This window comes from Paenibacillus sp. FSL H3-0333 (genome assembly GCF_038002805.1).
GTDB classification, from domain to species: domain Bacteria; phylum Bacillota; class Bacilli; order Paenibacillales; family Paenibacillaceae; genus Paenibacillus_AQ; species Paenibacillus_AQ silagei.
Genome location: NZ_JBBODG010000001.1, coordinates 5,686,007 through 5,707,092, shown reverse-complemented (window position 1 = coordinate 5,707,092; position 21,086 = coordinate 5,686,007). Strand labels below are relative to the sequence as shown.

Annotated in this window: 17 protein-coding genes; 14 read left to right on the top strand and 3 right to left on the bottom strand. The window is 51.4% G+C overall.

Annotated features, from left to right (window positions below):
* The first annotated feature begins 7 nt into the window (after window positions 1–7).
* From MHH78_RS25330 to MHH78_RS25270, 13 genes are all read left to right on the top strand, one after another.
* On the top strand, window positions 8–1,336 hold the full coding sequence (locus tag MHH78_RS25330; RefSeq protein WP_341169214.1) for a hypothetical protein: 1,329 nt from the start codon (window positions 8–10) through the stop codon (window positions 1,334–1,336).
* A 33-nt stretch (window positions 1,337–1,369) separates the two neighbouring features.
* A complete protein-coding gene (locus MHH78_RS25325) occupies window positions 1,370–2,479 on the top strand; it encodes a hypothetical protein (protein WP_341169213.1) in 1,110 nt (369 codons plus the stop codon).
* Complete coding sequence (locus MHH78_RS25320; protein ID WP_341169212.1) at window positions 2,433–3,611, top strand: radical SAM protein; 1,179 nt, start codon at window positions 2,433–2,435, stop codon at window positions 3,609–3,611. Before MHH78_RS25325 ends, MHH78_RS25320 begins: the two co-directional genes overlap by 47 nt.
* A 2-nt stretch (window positions 3,612–3,613) precedes the next feature.
* Window positions 3,614–4,498: a hypothetical protein gene (locus MHH78_RS25315; protein ID WP_341169211.1), complete on the top strand. Its 885-nt coding sequence runs from the start codon at window positions 3,614–3,616 to the stop codon at window positions 4,496–4,498.
* Window positions 4,495–5,406 carry an FkbM family methyltransferase gene (locus tag MHH78_RS25310; RefSeq protein WP_341169210.1) on the top strand — a complete coding sequence of 304 codons (912 nt, stop codon included), beginning with the start codon at window positions 4,495–4,497 and terminating at the stop codon, window positions 5,404–5,406. Before MHH78_RS25315 ends, MHH78_RS25310 begins: the two co-directional genes overlap by 4 nt.
* Before the next feature lie 10 nt (window positions 5,407–5,416).
* On the top strand, window positions 5,417–6,400 hold the full coding sequence (locus MHH78_RS25305) for an ABC transporter ATP-binding protein (protein ID WP_341169209.1): 984 nt from the start codon (window positions 5,417–5,419) through the stop codon (window positions 6,398–6,400).
* Complete coding sequence (locus tag MHH78_RS25300) at window positions 6,397–7,200, top strand: ABC transporter permease (protein ID WP_341169208.1); 804 nt, start codon at window positions 6,397–6,399, stop codon at window positions 7,198–7,200. Before MHH78_RS25305 ends, MHH78_RS25300 begins: the two co-directional genes overlap by 4 nt.
* A 78-nt stretch (window positions 7,201–7,278) precedes the next feature.
* Window positions 7,279–8,013 (top strand): ABC transporter permease, encoded by a 735-nt coding sequence (locus MHH78_RS25295; RefSeq protein WP_341169207.1) that lies wholly within the window; start codon window positions 7,279–7,281, stop codon window positions 8,011–8,013.
* A gap of 27 nt (window positions 8,014–8,040) precedes the next feature.
* Entirely contained in the window at window positions 8,041–9,099 is a 1,059-nt protein-coding gene (locus MHH78_RS25290) for a Gfo/Idh/MocA family protein (protein ID WP_341169206.1), read from the top strand.
* On the top strand, window positions 9,089–9,343 hold the full coding sequence (locus MHH78_RS25285) for an acyl carrier protein (protein ID WP_341169205.1): 255 nt from the start codon (window positions 9,089–9,091) through the stop codon (window positions 9,341–9,343). Before MHH78_RS25290 ends, MHH78_RS25285 begins: the two co-directional genes overlap by 11 nt.
* Window positions 9,337–10,827: a discoidin domain-containing protein gene (locus tag MHH78_RS25280; RefSeq protein ID WP_341169204.1), complete on the top strand. Its 1,491-nt coding sequence runs from the start codon at window positions 9,337–9,339 to the stop codon at window positions 10,825–10,827. The genes MHH78_RS25285 and MHH78_RS25280 overlap by 7 nt, the downstream gene beginning before the upstream one ends.
* Window positions 10,828–10,943: 116 nt before the next feature.
* Entirely contained in the window at window positions 10,944–13,388 is a 2,445-nt protein-coding gene (locus MHH78_RS25275; RefSeq protein ID WP_341169203.1) for a glycoside hydrolase family 38 N-terminal domain-containing protein, read from the top strand.
* Between the two features lie 325 nt (window positions 13,389–13,713).
* Window positions 13,714–15,267 (top strand): response regulator transcription factor, encoded by a 1,554-nt coding sequence (locus MHH78_RS25270; protein WP_341169202.1) that lies wholly within the window; start codon window positions 13,714–13,716, stop codon window positions 15,265–15,267.
* A gap of 362 nt (window positions 15,268–15,629) precedes the next feature.
* On the opposite strand, the gene MHH78_RS25265 is transcribed toward MHH78_RS25270, so the two are convergent.
* The 3 genes from MHH78_RS25265 to MHH78_RS25255 form a co-directional block, all read right to left on the bottom strand.
* Window positions 15,630–16,583 carry an ROK family protein gene (locus tag MHH78_RS25265; RefSeq protein WP_341169201.1) on the bottom strand — a complete coding sequence of 318 codons (954 nt, stop codon included), beginning with the start codon at window positions 16,581–16,583 and terminating at the stop codon, window positions 15,630–15,632.
* Window positions 16,573–18,399 carry a class I mannose-6-phosphate isomerase gene (locus MHH78_RS25260; protein WP_341169200.1) on the bottom strand — a complete coding sequence of 609 codons (1,827 nt, stop codon included), beginning with the start codon at window positions 18,397–18,399 and terminating at the stop codon, window positions 16,573–16,575. The genes MHH78_RS25265 and MHH78_RS25260 overlap by 11 nt, the downstream gene beginning before the upstream one ends.
* A gap of 109 nt (window positions 18,400–18,508) precedes the next feature.
* A complete protein-coding gene (locus MHH78_RS25255; RefSeq protein WP_341169199.1) occupies window positions 18,509–19,408 on the bottom strand; it encodes an AraC family transcriptional regulator in 900 nt (299 codons plus the stop codon).
* An 81-nt stretch (window positions 19,409–19,489) separates the two neighbouring features.
* Between MHH78_RS25255 and MHH78_RS25250 the strand changes: the two genes are divergently transcribed.
* Window positions 19,490–21,022 (top strand): helix-turn-helix domain-containing protein, encoded by a 1,533-nt coding sequence (locus tag MHH78_RS25250; RefSeq protein ID WP_341169198.1) that lies wholly within the window; start codon window positions 19,490–19,492, stop codon window positions 21,020–21,022.
* Window positions 21,023–21,086: the final 64 nt, after the last annotated feature.

The following is a 21,086-nucleotide window of genomic DNA, read 5'->3' as shown; positions in this document are numbered from 1 at the left end:
CTTCATTATGAAGCCAACCGTGGTTCTAGGCACCTTTGATTCCGAGGCGTGGTGGCGGAGTCCGAATAGATCTATGCTTCCTTCTATGAGCAGCAGCCAAGCTGTGACGATGGGCATGGATGAATTGTTGTTTCCGTTATGCAAGGAGCAGGACATTCTGTTCACCCGGCAGCCCATGGACGAGCAGCTTAGAAGCTATTTATCGCAGCTCGGCTATACCTTCACCCATGTTCATTGCAGAAATCCCGTTCATGCAGATGACTACAGAATGCATGTGTTCGATCTTCTAATGGCTGATGCAAGCTACTACCAGCAGCTACTCCCGCAAGAGGCTCTGATCTCTCCCTATTCTATACTGTCCGATACCAGTGAGTTAGTGCGCAGGTTCAATTTCGGTAATCAGTTTCCCTCCTTAGATACAGTTCGGGCAGTGAATTCAAAGATTTATTCTCATGAACTAAGACAACGATTGGGCATTCGCAATAGTTCCTTTATAGCTGATAGTTCTGAGGAACTGCTCACCTATGGGCTTCAGCTGCTACAGACCGGACAAGTGCTGGTGAAGGACCCGCTGGGTGTCTCAGGCAAAGGCAATATGTTAATTTCGGGCGAGCGAATGCTGAAGAGAATTGCGGCCTATCTGCAAGAGCAAGAGAATCGAGGCAAACAAACACAGTTCATTATCGAACCCCTGTTTGATAAAACGGAGGATTTCTCCTGTCAGCTGTTCATTACAGTGCAGGGGGATGTGCAGTACATCTCTGTTCAAAAGATGGTAAACGACGCCTTCTCTTATTCAGGCTCCTATCCTGCCGATGCCGGGTTTATCGAGGCGCTCTGGAACAACCATTATTTCAGCATCATGGAAGAAGCCTGCAAGGATTTATTTAAGACAGGCTATCACGGAGATGTGTGTATAGATTCCATGCTGCTGGCAAGCGGTGAGCTGGTGCCCATCGTTGAGATTAACGCCAGAAAGTCCATGGGGCTGATTAATCATCATGTCAATCTATATGTCCGGCAGTATTCCATGTTCAGCTTTTTGACCTTTATCTCGGCAGGCTGCTCTACGGAAGTTACCATGCTGCATATTCTCGAGGCTCTAGGTGCCAACAAATTGTTGTTTACGCAAGAGAACAGGCAAGGAATCATTCCGCTGGGGGCAAACACGCTGTTCGGCTCAGGTAATACAGCATTCGCTGAGGGGGAGTCTGAATGGCGGAAGGGGAAGCTTTATGTAGCTGCTCCCTATACCTTTGATGTGAGTGAAGCATTCACGCTAATCCACCAGGTGAAGGACGTCTTGAAGTCTCTGGCGATTAAGATTTATAACTGACCCGTCTTTATTGTGAAAAGAGGGAGCTGACCAATGATTACCCTTTTATGCTCATCTGTCGCTTTGGGGGTATATACGCCTGCGGTCCTGTTACGTGAGGAGCTAAGCGGGTACTATGAGGCCGATCTGGAAGTGCTGGAAAGCCTGTATCCGCCCGGGACCAGACTGAAATTAACCGAGAACAAGAAGGTTTTCTCTACGAGGTTTGATGTAGCCAAGCTGGGTCACAGAATGATCAGGGATATCACACCGAATCTGGACCCGCAGCTGGTAACCCGGCTTCTAGGCAAGTGGGCTGAAGAGAACCGGAGGGTATTTATGGTTTTCTCGGGGTTTTGGATGCCCATTCTGGAAGAGTACGCGAAGAGTTACCGCAAGGATGTCCATGTGGAGCTGATTCATATGGATGCGGTCATATCCCCTTCGTGGAAGCTGTATTCCAACAATATCCGGAATGATCTGTTTACGGTGAACGATGTCTGGCTTTTTGACGGGGCGGCTGGGCGGGTGAATTACACTATTTCCATGGGTCATGCTGCCCCTAAGGACTATAAGGAACGTGACAACCGGCTCGTCATCCATGGCGGTGGCTGGGGAATGGGGACCTACAAGGAGACGGCAGCAGAGCTGAATCACTCCTTGGATTTGAACATCGTCATTCATGAGCTGGCGGATGATCAGGCCTATGGAGCCGGCCACCGTTACTATATGGTGAAGCCGGGCTGGTCGCCCTGGATGAAGAACGAAGAGAATGAATATACCCTGCCGCCGTTCGGTGAAGTGATCCATCAGCGCTTTAACGAGGATACCGGGGTGAAGCATAGCTTCTATCAGCTGATCTGTAACTCGAAGGCTATTATCAGCAAGCCGGGCGGAGGAACCCTGCTGGATTCGCTGGAATCCTTCACTCCGGTTATTTTCCTGGAGCCGCTGGGTGAGCATGAAGCCTGCAACGCCGAGCTATGGGAGCGGCTGGGTTTTGGCATAAGGTATGAGCACTGGATGAGTATGGGCTGTCCGCTTGAGATTTTGGAGGCATGTAGTGAGAACATAAAAAGCTATAAAACTCAGGTGTTAAATTATGGGAGGTGCTTTCATGAGACAGCCGCAAACATCGGTAGTGCTCGACCGGGATTCCTTTGAACGGTTAAAGAAAACCATTAAGCATATGTCGGTCACGCACAAGCAGGTTCACCTTAACCCTACGTATTCTACGAATCTTCCGGTCGAGGTCGGGCTTAAATTAACCAATGGCTGCAATCTGCGCTGCAAGCATTGCTTTGAATGGAACGCTGAGGGGTATCACCGGGATCTAGGCAGAGCCGAGCAGAGAGAAGAACTGGATTTCGCTGTGATTGAGAAAGTATTCCGGCAAACCAAAGAAACGAACGCTAATATGTTCCTTTGGGGAGGCGAGCCTCTGTACTACAGCCGGTTCAATGAACTGGCCGACCTGCTTGAGCAGGACCCCAGATGGACGGTGTTATGCACCAACGGCATTCAAATTATAGAGAAGCTGGATTCCATCCTCAAAATGTCCAAAAGTCTGGTCTGTCTGATCAGTCTGGAAGGCTTCGAAGCGGAGAATGATGCGATCCGGGGAAAGGGCACCTTCAAGAAGGTGATGGCGGGCATTGATAAGCTGCTGGAGCTGGAGAAGGAGGGCATCTACCAGGGGAAGATCTCCATCCATCTGACGATCAGCGATGTCATGATTGATAAGCTGTATGATTTTGTGGAGTTTTTTGAGAATAAGGGGATTGACTCGGTGTATATTACCTTCCCGTGGTATTTGCCGGATGAAGTATCGAATAATATGGACCGTTATTTCAACGAGCATTTCAAGTGGCTGGCGGATGATTTGGAGGAAGGGCACCGCAACAGCTGGCATTCGTTTAAATATAAAATTTCGCCCGACAGAATTGATTCGCTGCTTGCACAGATGGAGAGGATTAACCAGCGAACCTGGAATTTAAGAACACGGTATCAGCCCGCGCTCGAACTGGATGAAGTACGGGACTTTGTACTCGGTTCAGAGAAGCCTGCCCAGAATAAGACGCAATGCTTGTCGATCCGCACCAGACTGGATGTGCTGGCTGACGGTGAAGTCAGTGCCTGCAAATTATTTCCGGAGTTCTCCCTGGGGAATCTGGCCGATCAGGATCTCAAAGAGATATGGGATGGCGACAATTTTGAAAGGGTCCGGGAAACCCTGCAATGCGGCCTGATGCCGGTATGCTCCAAATGCATTCTGCTGTATCTTCACGGAAAATAAGCATGGAGGCTATAACGAATTCCACTGTGAGCCGCAAACTGACGGATTGGACAGTTCCCTTTGGCCCTTATGATTGTTTGTTGAATGCGATTACATTATGGCTGTCTGTTCATCATGCCGATCCGAATCCGCTGTACAGGTATAATTTCTCCATTAATTATTATGCAGGCTATGACTGGTTCGACAGTACGGTGCCGGTGAATGAGCTGTTTAGCTTCATCCGGCGCGCTTATGGGGTTGAAGGGAAGCCTTGCCATTTAGACTCGGTGGATTGCGGAGAGATGTATCTGCTGCCGGTGGACGCCTATTATGTGCCTTACATGAAGGAATTTTACGGGAAAGGCCATATGCTGCATTATGTGCTGGCTGAGGCGGCAGACGATCAGAGCCTAAGAATTACAGATCCTTATTTCGCAACAAGCCTATTGGCAGACAGAACTTGCGTGGAGCAGGCCTGGCGCACCTTCAGTGAACCGGTTATGGAAATTAGCCCGCCCCTCAGCCTAAATCCTGACCTGAACGCTATCCGGCCTTACTTAACTGCACAGCCCTATGAAGAGCTGCTCCCCCGCGCCTTTGCCCGAATTTCGGAACGGATCATGGATATTGGAGCTTATAGGGGGACGGAGAATTTAATGGATAACCCAGTGTTCAAACAACGGTTTGGCTGCATCCGTACGATTGCTCTATCGCGGTTCAGGCATTTCGGCACCTGCAGCACCATGGATGTTGCTCACCTCGGCTCAGCCTGGAGGAAGCTTGAAGTGAGCTTTATGAAGATGACGATAAGCGTGGACAGAGGGGTAACGGCTACCGTGAAGCAGCTGAAGCAGCTTGCGGAGGATGAGCTGGCTTATTTACATTCCTATGCAACAGGAGGCCGATGATGCCGGAAGAAACCAGGTACGAGCAGATCCAGCGGATGTTCTGGAAGAAGAGGGTCGAGGCTGTCCAATTGCTTAGACGGGCGCTGAAAGAGCAGGTGGAGCAGATTGAGATTCATAAGGATGAGACCCGGATCAGGCTTACAGACGGAAGAGGGTTTCATTGGGATCTCGGGCACTTGAACAATCTAGGTTTTCTCATGCGGGATGGATTTGTGGAGCGCGAGGAGAGCCGGTTGTTGTCCATACTGATCCGTGAAGGATTTGAAGTGTTTGATATCGGGGCGAATTATGGATGGTATTCGACGTTATTCGCACAAGCGGTGGGGCATAAGGGCAGAGTTCATAGCTTTGAGCCGGTAAGCCCCACCTTCTCTGAACTGGCAAGAAACATCCACTTAAACAAGCTGCAGAACGTAGTTCTAAATCAGCTTGCGTTGTCTGACTATAACGGGGAAGCGGAGATCTATCTGCCTGTAAAAAGCGGATCAGAGGATGCTGCGTTAATTATTGACCCGGCCTTGCAGCATGAAACCTACCGTTGCCGGGTGCAGACTCTGGATACGTACATTCAGCAGCAGCATATCAGCCATATTGACCTGATCAAAATGGATATTGAAGGCGGCGAATTAAAAGCATTACAGGGAATGGAACAGTATTTACAGCATCATGAGAAGCCCATGCTCATGCTAGAAGCGACGGAAGTTTTGGCTTTACGGTTCGGGAATTCGATAAGTGATGTATTCCGGTTTTTGAAGCAGTATCAGTATCAGCTCTTTCAACTGTCCGCAGAGGAGCTTGTGGAGCTGGATAACGCTGCGGAGCTTACGGCGCAGAATATCTTTTGTCTGCAGCCGGAGCATATCAAGAGGTACAGCCCGTTCCTAAGATTGATAACCATTGCAAAGTAGGGATGCCGGTATGGTCATTCATGTGGATCAGTTAAGCAAGTCCTTTGACTACTACAAAAAAGAAACGGGAATCAGAAACTCCGTCAAAAATCTGTTCCACAGGGAGAAATTAACCAAGGATGCCGTGAACAAGGTCTCGTTTGATATTAACGAAGGCGAGATGGTTGCGTTTCTGGGTCCGAACGGAGCAGGCAAAACCACCACTTTGAAAATGCTCTCCGGTATTCTTTATCCGACTGATGGCAGTGCGGAGGTGCTGGGCTACACGCCTTGGGAACGGAAAAATGACTTCAAGAAGCAATTTTCCATTGTCATGGGCCAAAAAAACCAGCTGTGGCTGGATCTGCCGGCAAGTGATTCCCTGTATCTAAACAAATGTATTTATGAAATCAGCGATCAGAAGTATAAGGATACCCTTGACGAGTTAGTGACGCTGATGGATGTCAGACACCTGCTGCATGTGCAGGTAAGAAGACTGTCCCTGGGTGAACGGATGAAGATGGAGCTGATCGCTGCTTTGCTGCACCGGCCCCGGATTATTTTTCTGGATGAGCCGACGATTGGCCTGGATCTGGTGTCACAGAAGAACATCCGCGAGTTCCTCAAGGCTTACAATCATGAATTCCGCACGACGCTGCTGCTCACAAGCCACTACATGAAGGATATTGAAGACCTGTGTAAGCGGACCATCGTGATCAATCAGGGCAAGCTGGTGTATGACGGGGAGATCCGCAAAATCAATGAGGTTATGAATGAGAAGAAACGGATGAAGCTGACCTTCTCGGCCATCGTTGAGCGGAAGGATCTGGCCGTTATGGGTTCTATTAAAGAATATAGCGGCTATGAGGTCATTCTCGAAGTGGAGCGTGCGAAGTTTAAGGAGTATTCCAGAATGGCCATGGATCACTTTCCCGTCATTGATCTGAATCTGGAGGACATTCCGCTGGAAGAAGCCATTGCACGTTTATATGAACAGCCGGAGCCGCGCGGATGAACAATAAATTTGCCGTCAGCTTTTCGCTGGGAATCCAGAACTCCATGGAATACCGCTTTAACTTTTTTATGGGTTTTGCCAGTCTCTTCTTCCCTATCTTCATCCAGCTCTTCCTGTGGAAGGCGGTATACAGCCATGCCTCCAATATGAACTTATATGGCTATACCTACCAGCAGATGATCGTCTATACCATCGTAGCTGCCCTGATCTCGCGGCTGGTGGCTACGGGTCTGGAATATGACATTAACCATGATATCAAGAGCGGGGGGCTCAATAAATATCTGGTGCGGCCGATCGGTTATTTTCCTTATAAAATATGTGTCTACCTTGGCGGGAAGGTCCTCTCGTTTGCCATTACGTTAATCATGCTGCTGGGCGTGGTGCAGTTCATGGTGTATTACTTCAAAGCGCCAATCAGCGTATCACGTATACTGGTTTTTGGTATCGTGCTTATACTGGCGGTTGTGCTTAATTTCATGATCTCATTCTCGGTCAGTGCGATTGCGTTCTGGTTAAACGATGTCTCTTATTTTTTTCATGTTACAGCGTTATTGATTCAGATCTTTAGCGGCGGGATTTTCCCGCTCGATATTTTTGGGGCGACATGGCTGGCTGTCTTCGATTACCTGCCGTTCAAGTATACGATCTACATGCCGGTGAATGTAATCAACGGCAAGCTGACCCTGCTTCAGACGCTGCATGTGATAGAGCTTCAACTGTTATGGATTGGACTCCTTCTGTTGCTTACGCGCTATATCTGGAAAGTGGCGATCAAGAAATATATTGCCGTAGGGGGTTAAGGGAACCCGATGCTCAGATCACTCCGGAAGTACGGTTTCATATACAGCTTGTTCATCAAAAATTCCCTGATGTCCCAAATGGAATATAGAGTTAATTTTCTGATGGGCCTGCTGGTGGAGACCTCCTATCTGTTCGCCAAATTCCTGTATGTGATTATTGTCTATGAGGCGGGATTAACGCTGGATGGCGTACCCATTGACGCGATATTGCTGTTTATTGGCACCTATACCTTGATGACGGGGTTATATTGGGGACTGTTTGCCATCAACTTCGTGCAGATCCCGGAGCATGTAAGAACCGGGTCACTTGATATTTTGCTAACCAAGCCGATTTCCCTGCAATTTATGATGACTTTACGGAATGTGGACTTTGGTCTGGCGATTCCGAATGTGCTGGGCGGAGTGACCATGATTGTGGTGGGCTGGAGAAGACTGGGGCTTCCGGCCGATGCCGCTTCAATAGGCGGGTTCATCTGCTTCCTTGTGCTGGGGCTGTTCGTGACCTACACCTTGTTCCTGATCCCGCAATTATTATCGTTTTGGTTTATTCAGATTGCTGCTGTCAATGACATCTCCAACGGCCTGTTTGAGCTGAATAACATGCCAATGATGATTTACTCCAAATGGATACAGCGAATAGGGATATTTGTTATCCCAGTTCTATTGATTACTAACTTCTCACCCTTATTCGTGCTGGACCGGTTACATCCGGGCCTCTTCCTCTGGGCCATTCTGTCTCCCATCCTGCTGCTGGGAATCACGAGATGGATCTGGTCCAAAGCGATTCGTAATTACAACAGCTCAGGCGGCTAGATATCCGGAATCACAGGAGGTAAGGATATGAATACTCAGAAGCCATATCGGATTGGAATTTTGGGCTGCTCCACAATCGCTCCATTCTCGATCATTAATCCGGTCAGGGAGCTTGATCAATTTGTAACGTATGGTGTAGCTTCGCGTGATTTGGACCGGTCTACAGCCTATGCGCTGAAGCATCAGATTCCGCATGTGTACGAAAGCTACGATAAGCTGCTGGCGTCGGCGGACATTGATGTGGTCTATATTCCGTTATCCAATTTCCTGCATAAGGAATGGACGCTGAGGGCGATTGAGGCTGGCAAGCATGTCTTGATTGAAAAACCGATAGCCTTGCATGCCGATGAGGTTCTGTTCATCAATGAACGGGCCAGGGAACAGGGTGTGCATGTCCTTGAAGCGCTAATGGTCCAGCATCATTCGTGGCAGCAGGATATAACAGACATGATCACTGCTGAAACCTACGGCAAACTGAAAAAAATCAAAACCCGGATCTCCTTTGAAATTCTGCAAAGCAACTACAGCGCGGATAATTACCGGTTCAAGCCGGAGTACGGTGGCGGCTGCTTCATCGACGAATGCTCGTACTGGCTGCAGTTTATCCAAAAGGTCATCGGCTTGAAGCCGCAGACACTGGACGGATTCTCGACCTTCTCCGGTATCAATCAATGTGATTGGACCTTTCATGCGGCGCTGCAATATGAGGGGGGCGTCGAGGTGGAATTCCTGGGTTCCTTCGAAATGCCGAACAATGCCACCCACTGGCTGGAGTTTGAGCGGGCCAAGGTAAGGATCAGCGGCTTTTTTAAGCCTTGCTATGGGGATTATAAGATCATTATTCAGGTTGAACATACGGAAGCGGGAACAACAGACAAGCTTGTATACTCTCCGCAGAATTACTATATGAACCAGCTTAAGTTTTTGGCTGAGGTGCTTGGGGGCACAAGAGAGAACATTCCCTTATCTGAATCCTATGAACGGGTGGCAACCATGAACGCCATCTATGAGCTTGCCAGGAAGAAGCATGCCGGGCAGCCTCCCCTGGAAGATAGACCGGACGGGGAGGCTGTGAATGTTGGATGACCGAGAACAGGAGCTGCGTAAGCTGCTCGCTCAATTGCCCGGCGGTTCTCCCCGCCTGAAGAATGCAGGTATGGACGCGGATTTGCGAGGTTATGGCATGGATTCTTTGCTGTTTATTCATTTTGCGGTGGTCCTGGAAGAGTATTTCTCAATAGAGGTGAGCCCGGAATTTCTTGATATAGATAAACTATACAGTCTTCAGAAGTGGAGAGAATATATTGATTCACAGGATCTCGTATGTTAGTAGCCCTGGAGATGGACTATTACAGCGAGGGCTACCGGACCATGCACTCCAATTGTGTGGATTTGCCTATGGCGGGTGCCGCGGGCTTTCATCAGTATGAGAATTACTTCTACTATACCTTTTTGTATGCAGTGATGATGAATTGGGGAGAGGCAGCGGGCGGAGACTGGGTGGCCTCCAGGCGCACTATTCTTAACAAGCTGGGACTAACCCTTAAGGTAACTGAGGTCTCGGATGCTGCTGAGCTTCTGCCGGCGATTCGCATGAACATTGATCAGCAGTGCCCGGTCGTGATGATTGCCAACTACAACGATCTGTTTTTTTTGAGCCAATACAGGACGGTCGTTGATGATCATGCCTTTCTAATCACGGAATATGATTCTGCCAGAAGGCTGTTCGTGATCCGGGAGAATCAGCTGAACAAGGAGGTCACCTTGAATGTGATGAAGGGGGAGCCTTTCTTCAAGCTGCAGCTGACCGAGGAATTGATAGCGGATATCTGGAATAAATCCAATGCTTCTTTTAAGGAAATCAGGAATTATTGTTATAACAAGCTGTTCAGCGTAGCGAAAATAGGCAAACCGGAGGTTCACAGCTATCTGGAGCTGGTTGAGGATTTCGTGGAGTCCAATAAAAATCGTTCCAGTCATTTGATCGAAGCCGTGGAACGGTTCAATGACAATGTCTCTCTTATGGAGGGGCTTAATGACGCAAATGCCATTGCGGTTGAATTTGAAACCATGCGCAGGAGTTATCACGGCTCGGCGATCATCATGTTCGATATCTTCGAGAAGGCGCTGCCCTGGTTATCCTCTCATGAAGAATGGGGGCAGATATTCGGCGGGTTCCGGGATCAATATATCAAATTCAGATACCATCTGATCTCCAGCTGGCACGCGGATACGCTGAGACGGAAGCTGATGCCGCCGGATAGAATTCTTCAGCTTACAGAGGAGATTAGACAACTGGATACGGAGCTGTTCTCTCTGCTGGGCAAGCTGCTCGCATATCACCATAAGGAGCAAGAGGCTCACAATGCCGCACACGCTTGGACGAATTATGCGGCTTGTGCTGCGGTGTCGGCGGATAGTGAGTATAGCCTTGACCCGGCGACCGTCTGTCAAGCCAGCCAGGCGGTGAATGGCAGATGGGAGAATTGGGTCACGGATTCCTGGCATTCGGACACCGCCCAGCCCGTCCATTGGCTGCTGCTGGATCTGCTGAAGCAGAGAGAGATTAGGAAAGTTGTGATCAGGCATTCGCCTGCCCCCGGTTATATCACGATGGATTATGAGCTTCAGGGAAGCAACGACACAGAGCAGTGGGAGCAGATAGCGGCTGTACGGAATAATGAGTCTGTCTTAACCATGCATGAGGTTGACGGCTGTTCGTTCAGATATATCAGACTATATATTACTTATCCGGCCCAGAATGATTTTCAGGCGCGGATCTTTGAGCTTGAAGTGTGGGGGCTGCCTGTATAACCCAACCCTCAAGAATCTGATATGTTTCAAAAAAAAGTAGGATATCCTTCCATTTGGCCTGCTGGATATAATGAAAATGTAAAAAATAAAATGCCATATTGATTGGAGAATCAAGCATGAACAACAAGAAGAAATGGACGATTTATGTGATTCATCATTCCCATACGGATATTGGCTACACCGAGCGGCAAGAGAAGATCGAGCAATATCACGTGGACTTCATCAGGCAGGCCATTGCGATCTGTGAGGCGGCTCAGACGGAGGACCGTAAGGAATGGTCGGGCTTTAAATGGACCTGCGAGACCTTCTGGGCCGTGGAGAAATTCTTGGAGGAAGCCACGGAAGAGGAGAAGGAACAATTTGCAGCCGCGCTCAGACGCGGGGATATTGAGCTATCGGGCACCTACTTGAATATGACGGAACTGATCAATTTCGAGCTGCTGGGCAATATGCTTGCACGGGCAGGGCAATTCGCCCGGCCGCTGGGGCTTCAAGTGAAGTCGGCCATGACTGCAGATATTAATGGATATAGCTGGGGTTACGCGCAGGCCTTGGCTGATGCGGGAGTCGAGAATCTGCTGTCTTCTATCCACACGCATCATGGAATGTTTGCCATCGGACGCAAGCAATTCCCCTTTTATTGGGAGACGCCCAAAGGCAACCGCCTGCTGGTGTGGAGCGGCGAGCATTACATGATGGGGAATGATCTGGGGATCAATCCGGATGGGGCATTATCTTATACCATCAAAGACGAAGACCCGGTATGGGGCATCTCCAAGGATCACTGGAAGCTGGCCGAGACCCGGATTGCCCGCTATCTGGATCAGCTGGAGAAGGAGCAGTATCCCTACGATTTTGTATTGGTGAATGTCATGGGGCTGCTGCGGGATAACTCGGCGCCGAACCCCGGAATCATAACCTTCATCAAGGAATGGAATGAGAAGCACGGGGACCGTGTTGAGATTGAAATGACAACGCTTAACCGGTACTTCGACCTGTTGCGGCAGCAGGAGGCCGAGATTCCTGTCTATAGCGGGGACTGGCCGGACTGGTGGTCCGATGGCGTGGCATCAACCGCGATGCACACCCAGATCTTCAGGAATGCCCAGCGAACCCTGGACGTCGTCAAGCGGCTGGACCCGGAGCGCAAGCTGGCGGCGTCAAGCGATATTGCCCAGGCAGAGCAGCAATTAATGATGTATGCCGAGCATACCTGGGGATATCACTCCTCCATCTCGGAGCCCTGGCACATCATGGTGCAGGAGCTTGCCGTCCGCAAAGAGGCGTATGCCGCCAATGCCAGCAGACTCGTTCATGCCTCGCTGGATACGGTACTGAAGGCGCGGGGCGATGTGCTGCTGCGGGCAGACCGAGCATTCACCTATAAAGTGATCAATTCCTTCGATTACCCCGTAGAGGATCTGGCTCATTTCTATCTGGAGGAGCAGTGGGAAGCGGATTATTTCCGGCAGGGGCTTGAGGTGGTCGATGAGCAGAGCGGAGAAGTGGTCCACCATCAGCAGGAGAAGGTCAGCAGAGGATACCAGATTGCGGTCATGGTCAAGCTGGGGGCGAAGGAAGAGAAGCGGTTCAGTATCCGGGAGGCCTCGAAGACCGTCCCGGTGACGACGAGCAGCACCCGCTTGCGGGGAGCCGACCGGATTCATGATATTCGGGATATCTTCCCTCCTGTGCAGGAGGAGACCCCCCGGCTGTTCATCACGGAAAACCACATAGAATCGCCTTACGTACGAATTGCGTGGAGAGCCGGAGAAGGCATCGTCTCCTGGATGGATACACAAACAGGCCAGGAATTCATTGATCCCCGTCAGGCTCACGGAGCCTTCACTCCGGTGTATGAAGTGACCCCCGGCGGCGGTGACGATCAGATGACCGTGCGGAGAATCATGGGCAGGAACCGCAAAGGCATGAATGTTCAGCGTTCGGTGGGTGTCCTCTCAGGCGTGAAGGAAATAACGAATGGCCCGGTGTATGGCATCATTGAATTGAAGTATCAGGTTCAAGGGATGAGCCACTATTCGTTATTCCTGAAGGTGTTCAAGGACCGGAAGAGAGTCGATGTCTCCGTCCGCATCCACAAGGATAGTGTGTGGGACCCGGAGAATGTGTACATCGCCCTCCCCTTTAGTGCAGGCGGCAGCAGTGAGCTGTGGTTCGAGAAGGCCGGGGCTGTCCTAAGGCCGGGAATGGATCAGATCCCGGGCACCTGTACAGATTTCTATTGTATTCAGGAAGGGCTTGCGGTTATATCTCCTCAAGGCGGGCTGTCCATTGCGACCCCGGATACGCCGCTGATGCAGACCGGGTCTTTGGAATACGGCCCAAGACTGGTGCAGGGCCAACAGGAAGAGAACGGCCATACCTCGTTATATGCCTGGGTGCTGACCAATTACTGGGAGACGAACTTCAAGGCCACCCTGGGGGGATTCTACGAATTCCGGTATATGCTGCAATGGGGAAGCGAAGCGGATACGGCAGAGCAAGCTATTCAGTTGTGCCACAGTGCCAATGCAGGCACGGTTGCGTTTAGAACCATATAAATCCGGCACGCAGAAGAAGGGCTGAATCTATCATAGAGAAGCCCTTTTTTTGTCTAATTTATAGGCTTCAAGCTATATAGATTGAACTTGGAAAAAATACAGACAGGGAAAAGTGACGGAGGAGAATTTTGGAACTGTAGGAGCGATAGCGTCCGCCTTTGTCTGCGGATTTCCACCGCGAACAGCGGGTTAAATTCAAGAAATCTGCAGACAACAGCGGCCGGAGGGCCAAATATTCTCTGGAGTCACGGCAATCCCAGAGCAGAAGAAATACAAGTCCATCAATATTGAAATGAGCCTTGTGTAAAAAAGGGAGGCGTGCGCTGTGTACCGTATTCTGATTGTGGATGACGAACGCATTGAGAGAGAGGGCATTCAGCAATTAATACAGGATCACCATCTGGAGCTGGAGACACTCCTTGCGGCGAATGGCGAGATTGCGCTGGAGATCCTCGGGAAGCACAAAATTGATATTCTGATTACAGATATCAAGATGCCTTTTATGGATGGACTGGAGTTGTCGGAGAAGGTTAGCAGCCTGGGTCTGGATATTGAAATGATCATCTTCAGCGCTTACCATGAGTTTGAATACGCGAGAAGAGCCTTGCGGACCAACATATCGAATTATTTGCTCAAGCCGGTTCATATCCCGGAGTTTCTCAGTGTGATTAACGAGGCGATCAGGGCCTGTGAAGACAAAGCGGCAGAGAAATTGCGGAACGAACAACTGGTGGAGGGATATAACCGGGGGCTGCTGTATGAGAAGGAGAAAATGCTGCTGGACTCCCTAAACGGTGTGAAAATCAATACAGAGGCATGGATGTCCCCGGAGCTGCTGGAATATGTCCATCACAAGCATTGGCTGCATATGATTCTGGTGGATTGCCGCCGGAAGTTTTTTGATATTCACAATGATGAATTCATTCGGCTGTTACACGATAACCTCAGCTATGCCTTCGATTATGTGAACTTGAGCGAGCATCAAAGCATGCTGTTCATCAAGCACCCCCGTCCCATCCCCAAAGAGACGCTGAGGCTGCTTGGAGATCAGATTATCCGCGCCGCCGCCGGGAGCCTGGAGCTGAATGTGGGTCTGGTGATCGGCAGAGCGGTGAATCAGCCGGAGCAGTTATATGATGCCTATACCGAGATGGAGCAGATGCTGGAATTCAAATTTTTCATGGATGAGTACACTCTTCTATTTGCCGATGAACCCTTTGAGCAAGCGGGGTTTGACGAGATCGAATTGAATCCGATTCTGGATAAGGTCTACCAGTGTCTGGAGTATAACGATTTTACCGGTGCGAAATACAGTATAGAGCTGCTGTTCACCTACCTGAGAACCAAAGGGCAATTCTCATCCCTGTACACCAAGTTCATCTGCTCGGAAATTATGAAAAAGGTGGTATCGAGAGAGAAAAACCATGAGCCGCTGGAAATGAATCATTACCTGGACCAAATTCATAAGACCGTTTCCCTTCAGGACTTGAAGGATCACATGTTTGCGATTCTGTCCCTCATGGATAACGGCAGCGGAGTGAGCCCGAAGAAGGCCGCCAATCTCAAGCTGATCCGGACCATTACAGATGTAATCGACAAGGAATACGATCAGGATCTCTCTTTGGAGGGCATTGCGGAGAGGGTCTATTTGACCCCCAGTTACCTCAGTTATTTATTCAAAAAGGAGACAGGCCAAAGTCTCATCCGGTACATCACGCAGGTGAGAATGGACAAAGCCGTCGAGCTGCTGAGTACAACGAATATGAAGATCGTAGATATCTATAAGAAGCTGGGCTACAGAAGCTCGACCTATTTTATCCAGACCTTTCGTAATTACCATGGAGTCACTCCGGCCAGGTTCAGGGAAGGCTCTCCTTAGGGTAGCGCCCTCACCATGATCCAACTATTTCTCGCTGGCACGATACCGGAAATAGTTGGATTTTGTACACTTGTTGATGGGCGATGGGACCCTGCGGCGGCAACAGTTGTATAAACAGCACTTAAATTCTCCGATTTCACCCCAAGCAGCGAAAACGCACAATAGCAGATGTAGTTTATCCACTTGCTTCCGTACATCCCTCCGAAATGGGCCAATTAAGATACGTTTTTCCACCTGTGATCCTGAGCTGGACGGGTGCAACGACGAATCGCATGGCGAAGCGCCCGGCGAAAGCGCACGGCGAAAGCACATGGCGAAACGCACAGTGAAGCTCGCCACGAAGCATATGACGATGCCCCCGCCTATCCCTCGCTGAACATCCGGGCAATGCCCAGGAAGGTATAGGCGAGAACATGCTCCGCCGTGCGGACGGTCAAGGCGGGGGAGGAAGGCCTCCGCAAGCGGTTCAGCAAGGCAGGCCCGAACAGGTCATGGCTTCGGGAGATTTGCCCGCCCAGCATGATGAAATCCGGCCGGTAACCATCCACGTGAGACTGGAGCAGCTCCCCGAGCCGGGCTCCGAATTCGGCGAATACCCCGCGCGCGGCAGCATTCCCCTCTCTGGCTTCATGGGCAAGCTCCTTCACATCCAACTCTGCTCCCGGAAGCCCAGCCTCCCCAATCCCCGCTTCACGGGCCAGCTTCAGGATGCCTCTCCTGGAGAACCAATCATCGGCCCTGCCGTCAAGATAAGGCTGGTCATACAGCCAGCCGTCCGGCGGGATGCCCGGCCCGGATTCCATGATCCTGGAGCTGTCGATGAAGGCGGAACCGAGTCCAGTTCCTAGCGTCAAGGCGATGAACCGCTCACGCGGGAATTCGGCGCTGACTCCCAGCGCAAACAGGCGTGCGTCATTCTCGAAGCGGATATCCATGTCCGGCAGCGTGCCGGCCTCACCGGAGGTGCCAGCGTGCCAGCGTGCGCGTAAGGCTTGGCCCAGATTCAGCCCGTAGATCGCCTCGAATTTGGCAAGCCCCCGGATCAGGCAGACGCCCTGCCTGTAATCGAACGGGCCGGGAAAAGCCATCCCGATATGATAGCGGCAGTCCGTTACAGCGTCCCGGCGCCGGTGCTGATACAGGTCGTACTGGGCTTGAAAAATAGATAGGAAATGGTCGAGGATCGTCTCCTGGTCCCGGTCAGCCAGGGCGGGGAATTCCATGTCACTGCCTTGCAGCGGAAGGCCGTCCTCCAGCACGCAGGTCTTAATAAAGGTTCCGCCCACATCCAACGCGAGTACGATATCACGGCTCAAGGAGACTCACATCCCATGCTGCGGAGACACCGGCCTTGATCAGCTTGCAGGGGCCGGAACCGGTATTGACGATGGTGTATTCTCCTAGTACAGCCGGGAGAATATACGATTCCGCATAATGAAGCTCCACAAATACCGCCTCGTCAGCAGCAGACACAATCCGCACGCCCTCTCCTTCAACGAGGTTATACATGGTCATTTCGCCGCGTGTATCGTCTTTCCAGGTATCCTTCAAATGCACACGGTGGACATAGAACAGCAGATCACTGCGCTGTCCCAGCACATACTCTTCATTCTCCCCTTGCTGCTGCAGAAGCACCGGCGAAGGCATGAGCTGCTCTTCAACCCGGGCGGTCTTCTGAGTGAAGTCAATATTGTCGAAGGCGAAGTCGATGTTGATCGGCCGGGGTTTGCCGTCCAGGTCCTTGCGCAGAAAATCATAGATTTTGAAGGTGAACCACCAGGTGGTAGAGGAGATCTCCAGCACCAGATTGTCTTTGCCTGCGGAATGAACGGTTCCGGGCGGGATCAGGAACAGCTCGCCCTTCCGGGACGCATAACGGTTGACATAATCGGTCAGCGGCAGCGGGATGCCTGTCTCCTGAGCCTTCTGCACCTCATGGCGGAACTGCTCAGGTAGGCAGTCTTCAGTCAGTCCCAGATAGACCCCGGAATCCCCCTGCTGCTCCATGATGTAATAGGATTCCTGCTGGGCCATGAATTCATTGAACCGGCTGCGGATATAGTCCTGGGTAGGGTGGACCTGGCAGGACAGATTGTCTCCGTCCATCGTGTCCAGATAGTTGAAGCGGACCGGGAAATAATCTCCGAATAAGCCGGTCAGACGTTCCCCCAGAATCGCTGGATGCTCCTGCTGCATGACCAGCAGAAACGGAATTTCCATCTCTTTGCCTTCATACCCTACAAGAATGGAATTCTCGGGGGCAATCGGCTCGAAGCTCCAGGCGCAGTTCACCCAATCCTCCGGCAGATCGGCCAGCTGTTTGAGGAATTGCCCGCCCCACACCCCCGGTGCATAAAAAGGCTTCACCCGCAGCGGTGACCCGGCAATATCCGAGATCATCCGGCGCAGAGACGGCACGGCAGTCATGACCGGCTGCTTGGGCTGATTCAGGTCGATGTAGTAGTCCATTTGATCCAGGATGTGTTTGCGGTAGGTTTCGAGAATAGGCCATTCCACGAACAGGGCGATTTTATATTTCTCCACCGCATCCCGGTTCCAGTTAAGGCCGAAACTCAGCAGCTCCTGCCGGTGGCCGGCCTGCTGGTATTCACGCGAGACATCCAGATAGCAGGAAAGATCGAACCGTCCCTCTCCAAGCCAGTAAGCTCCCGGGCCAAAAACTATACAGAATGCAGCCGAATCCGCGCCCTGCTCTGCCTCATCCAGCCTGCGGGCAGCGTCTGCCCTGGCCCCGGACCGGAAATAATCCTCTATGCTACCATCAGTGAAATAGCCGAAGGCGCGGTTATCCGTAATATTGGCGGCAAAAAATTCCCGAAGCTCTTCGCCTGACTTGAGATAGCTGCCCGAGCCGATGAGGGACACTGAATGACCCGCTTGCTCAAGCGCATCCACTGCTCGCTGCAGAACGGTTTGAAACGGGGCGCCGTGGGTTCCGTCAAAAGCAACATACAGCTTGCCGCTTCCCTTCTCACTGGCGAGCTGAAGCAGGGAAGCGGCAATCGCTGAATAGCCTTCCCGGAGCACTGCGGGAGGAGCAGCCAAGGGTATGCCGTCCTGAGGAACAGGAATGGGGCTGCGTACAAGGTTGACCGGTCGTTTAACAAACATGGGGAAACTCACTCCTTCTAAGGGTCTACCACCATTGTAAGGAGTCCGTGCGGGATTATCTTTGAATACGGCGTCTGATTTTTTGTACAATCCGGACATTTGGTGATGATTAGCTCAGGTTCTGTCTTCCGTCTGCAAACTGCGACCTGCGGAATCGGGCGGGGGAGACACCAAGCTGCTTGGTGAATACGCGGGTGAAATAGTGCACAGACTCGAAGCCGCAGCGCTCGGCGATGTCTTTGATGGGCAAGTCGGTGTGCAGCAGCCAATCCTTGGCTTGTTGGATTCTTCGTTCCTGAATATAATGGACGAAAGTCTGGCCCAGGCAGGCCTGGAAAATCCTCGACAGATGACGCGGAGAGATATCCAGTTCCAGGGCCACTTGGGCCATGTGCAGCGGGGAGGACAAATTGTCGCGGATATAGCGCCTCGCCCGCTCCAAATGGCGGTGCTCCCCGCTGTCCTCCTTGATCGCCCCGGCCTGCAGATGGGGTTCGGGAGAGAACGCCTGCGGGAAGGAATGCAGCAGGGCAAGCGCCAGATGGTTCATCGGCAGCCGGGACACCGCCGCTTCGCTCTCTGCAAGGCTGAAGAGAGTCCGCCAGATTCGGGCAGAGAGTGCGGCGGCCTCATGCGGGGCTATGGCCTGCCCTCCGGCGGCGAGATCCTGAAACGGCTTGCGGCCGGCCGCAGAGCTTAGAGCTTCGTCGATTTCAAAGGCAATGAAGAACAGGATCAGCCCCTGCTCACTGCGGATCTGGTGCCAGATGCCCGGACGCGAGCAGAACAGGGTTCCCGGCTCCAGGGGGAAGAGCGCATCGTCATCCTGGTAAGAGCCGGTGCCTTGCTGGACATAACAGACTTCAAAAAAAGAATGGCGGTGCAGGGAATTATTATAATGATTCGGCATGAAGCCCCAGTAATGAATATGAAATGAGGTTTGTCCGTCACTGATATTTGAGATATGCTGATTCAAAAGTGCATTGGCTTTGCGGTACGCCAGGCGCATGGCGGGACCTCCTCATAGTGTAGGCTTCAATGAAATGATAACGTTTACTTATGATTCTATCAGACATCAGGAGGGAACTCTATGTTTACCATATTGATCGTGGATGATGAGAAAATTGAACGGGACGGCATCCGGGGGCTGATCGCTGACATGAACTACGAGCTGCGGGTTATCGAAGCGGAGAACGGGGAGAAGGCGCTGGAGTATCTTCGTCTGAACCCGGTGGACATCCTGCTCACAGATATCAAAATGCCCTTCATGGGCGGACTGGAGCTGGCGGAGAAGGCGAGCCTGGCGCAGCCCTCCCTGGAAATTATTATCTACAGTGCCTACGGGGAATTTGACTATGCCCGCCGGGCGCTCTATACCAATGCTTCCAGTTATCTGCTGAAGCCGATTGATATCGAGGAGTTCGCCGGGGTGATGTCCGGCGTGATACAGAAATGCGCGGATAAGGCTACCCAGCAGCGCCGCACTGCCGAGATGATGCAGGGGTATCAAAAGGGCCTGGAGTATGAGCGGGAGAAGTGGCTGACCGATGTGCTGAACGGGGTTCAGGTGATCGCGGATGCTGACGCTCTGCCGTTCGGAGGGCAGCCGGCCGCTCTGCTGCTGATTGATTTCAAAGAGCGTTTCTTTGACCGTAGCTACGAAGCATTTGAGCAAGCGGCAGAGCAGCTCACAGCCGGTGAATATGAGCTGCTGAACCTGAATGAATATCAAAGTGTGCTTATGGTCCCTTGTCCAGGCAGCGGCGGACAGAAGAGGATCAGGGAGATGAGTGAAGCGCTGGCGGAGCGGATCGCGGAACGCTTTTACCGGCATTGCTGCATCGTATACAGCCCCGTGATCTCCGATTGGCAGGAGATTTCAGCGTGTTATGAGCAGATGGAGCAGACGCTGGACTACAAATTCTTTTTTGAGGATACGGTGGTGCTGTTTGCCGGAGATGATCTGGCAGGCCGTGTCCCGGAGCTTGTCAGCACCGAGACGCTGATGGCCGATATCAACCAATTCATTCACCATGGGGAATATGCAGGCGCTGCCAAAAGCATTGAGCTTCTGTTCAGCCACTTGAGCCGGAACGGCGGATCTTCTGCAATCTATGTCAAGTATCTGTGTTCGGACCTGGTGCGGAATGCGTTTGAACAATCAGCCCGCAGGCAGAAGGCGGATTTCCAGCAAACGGTAGAGCGTATCTTCAAAAGCGATTCGATTCTCGGGGTGAAGCAAGTGCTGCTGCAGGCGCTCTCGGAAATAGAACCGGACAACGGCGCTCCCGATGAGAGCAAACGCCATATTGTCCAGCAGGTCATCCGGATTGTGGAGAAGGATTTCAGGGAGGATATCAGTCTGGAGGTCATCGCCGGGCGCGTATCGCTCAATCCCAGCTACCTGAGCCATTTATTCAAGAAAGAAACGGGGCAGAGCCTGATCAAATTCATTACTCAGCAGCGTCTGGAACGGGCAAGGCATTTACTGGACAGCACCAATATGAAAATCGTCGATATCGCTGAACATGCCGGCTACTGGAGCTCCTCCTACTTCTGCCAGACCTTTAAAAAATATTACGGCATCAGTCCGCAAAAATATCGTGAAATACTGGACGAGTAATAGTACGAATTATTGGAGAGCACCTGCGGGTGCTTTTTACTTCCAAATTAATTGACGCGTATCC

Coding starts and splice junctions, on each gene's coding strand:
- MHH78_RS25330 (WP_341169214.1), top strand. CDS start 8: ATGAAGCCAACCGTGGTTCTAGGCACCTTTGATTCCGAGGCGTGGTGG.
- MHH78_RS25325 (WP_341169213.1), top strand. CDS start 1,370: ATGATTACCCTTTTATGCTCATCTGTCGCTTTGGGGGTATATACGCCT.
- MHH78_RS25320 (WP_341169212.1), top strand. CDS start 2,433: ATGAGACAGCCGCAAACATCGGTAGTGCTCGACCGGGATTCCTTTGAA.
- MHH78_RS25315 (WP_341169211.1), top strand. CDS start 3,614: ATGGAGGCTATAACGAATTCCACTGTGAGCCGCAAACTGACGGATTGG.
- MHH78_RS25310 (WP_341169210.1), top strand. CDS start 4,495: ATGATGCCGGAAGAAACCAGGTACGAGCAGATCCAGCGGATGTTCTGG.
- MHH78_RS25305 (WP_341169209.1), top strand. CDS start 5,417: ATGGTCATTCATGTGGATCAGTTAAGCAAGTCCTTTGACTACTACAAA.
- MHH78_RS25300 (WP_341169208.1), top strand. CDS start 6,397: ATGAACAATAAATTTGCCGTCAGCTTTTCGCTGGGAATCCAGAACTCC.
- MHH78_RS25295 (WP_341169207.1), top strand. CDS start 7,279: ATGGAATATAGAGTTAATTTTCTGATGGGCCTGCTGGTGGAGACCTCC.
- MHH78_RS25290 (WP_341169206.1), top strand. CDS start 8,041: ATGAATACTCAGAAGCCATATCGGATTGGAATTTTGGGCTGCTCCACA.
- MHH78_RS25285 (WP_341169205.1), top strand. CDS start 9,089: ATGTTGGATGACCGAGAACAGGAGCTGCGTAAGCTGCTCGCTCAATTG.
- MHH78_RS25280 (WP_341169204.1), top strand. CDS start 9,337: ATGTTAGTAGCCCTGGAGATGGACTATTACAGCGAGGGCTACCGGACC.
- MHH78_RS25275 (WP_341169203.1), top strand. CDS start 10,944: ATGAACAACAAGAAGAAATGGACGATTTATGTGATTCATCATTCCCAT.
- MHH78_RS25260 (WP_341169200.1), bottom strand. CDS start 18,399: ATGTTTGTTAAACGACCGGTCAACCTTGTACGCAGCCCCATTCCTGTT.
- MHH78_RS25255 (WP_341169199.1), bottom strand. CDS start 19,408: ATGCGCCTGGCGTACCGCAAAGCCAATGCACTTTTGAATCAGCATATC.
- MHH78_RS25250 (WP_341169198.1), top strand. CDS start 19,490: ATGTTTACCATATTGATCGTGGATGATGAGAAAATTGAACGGGACGGC.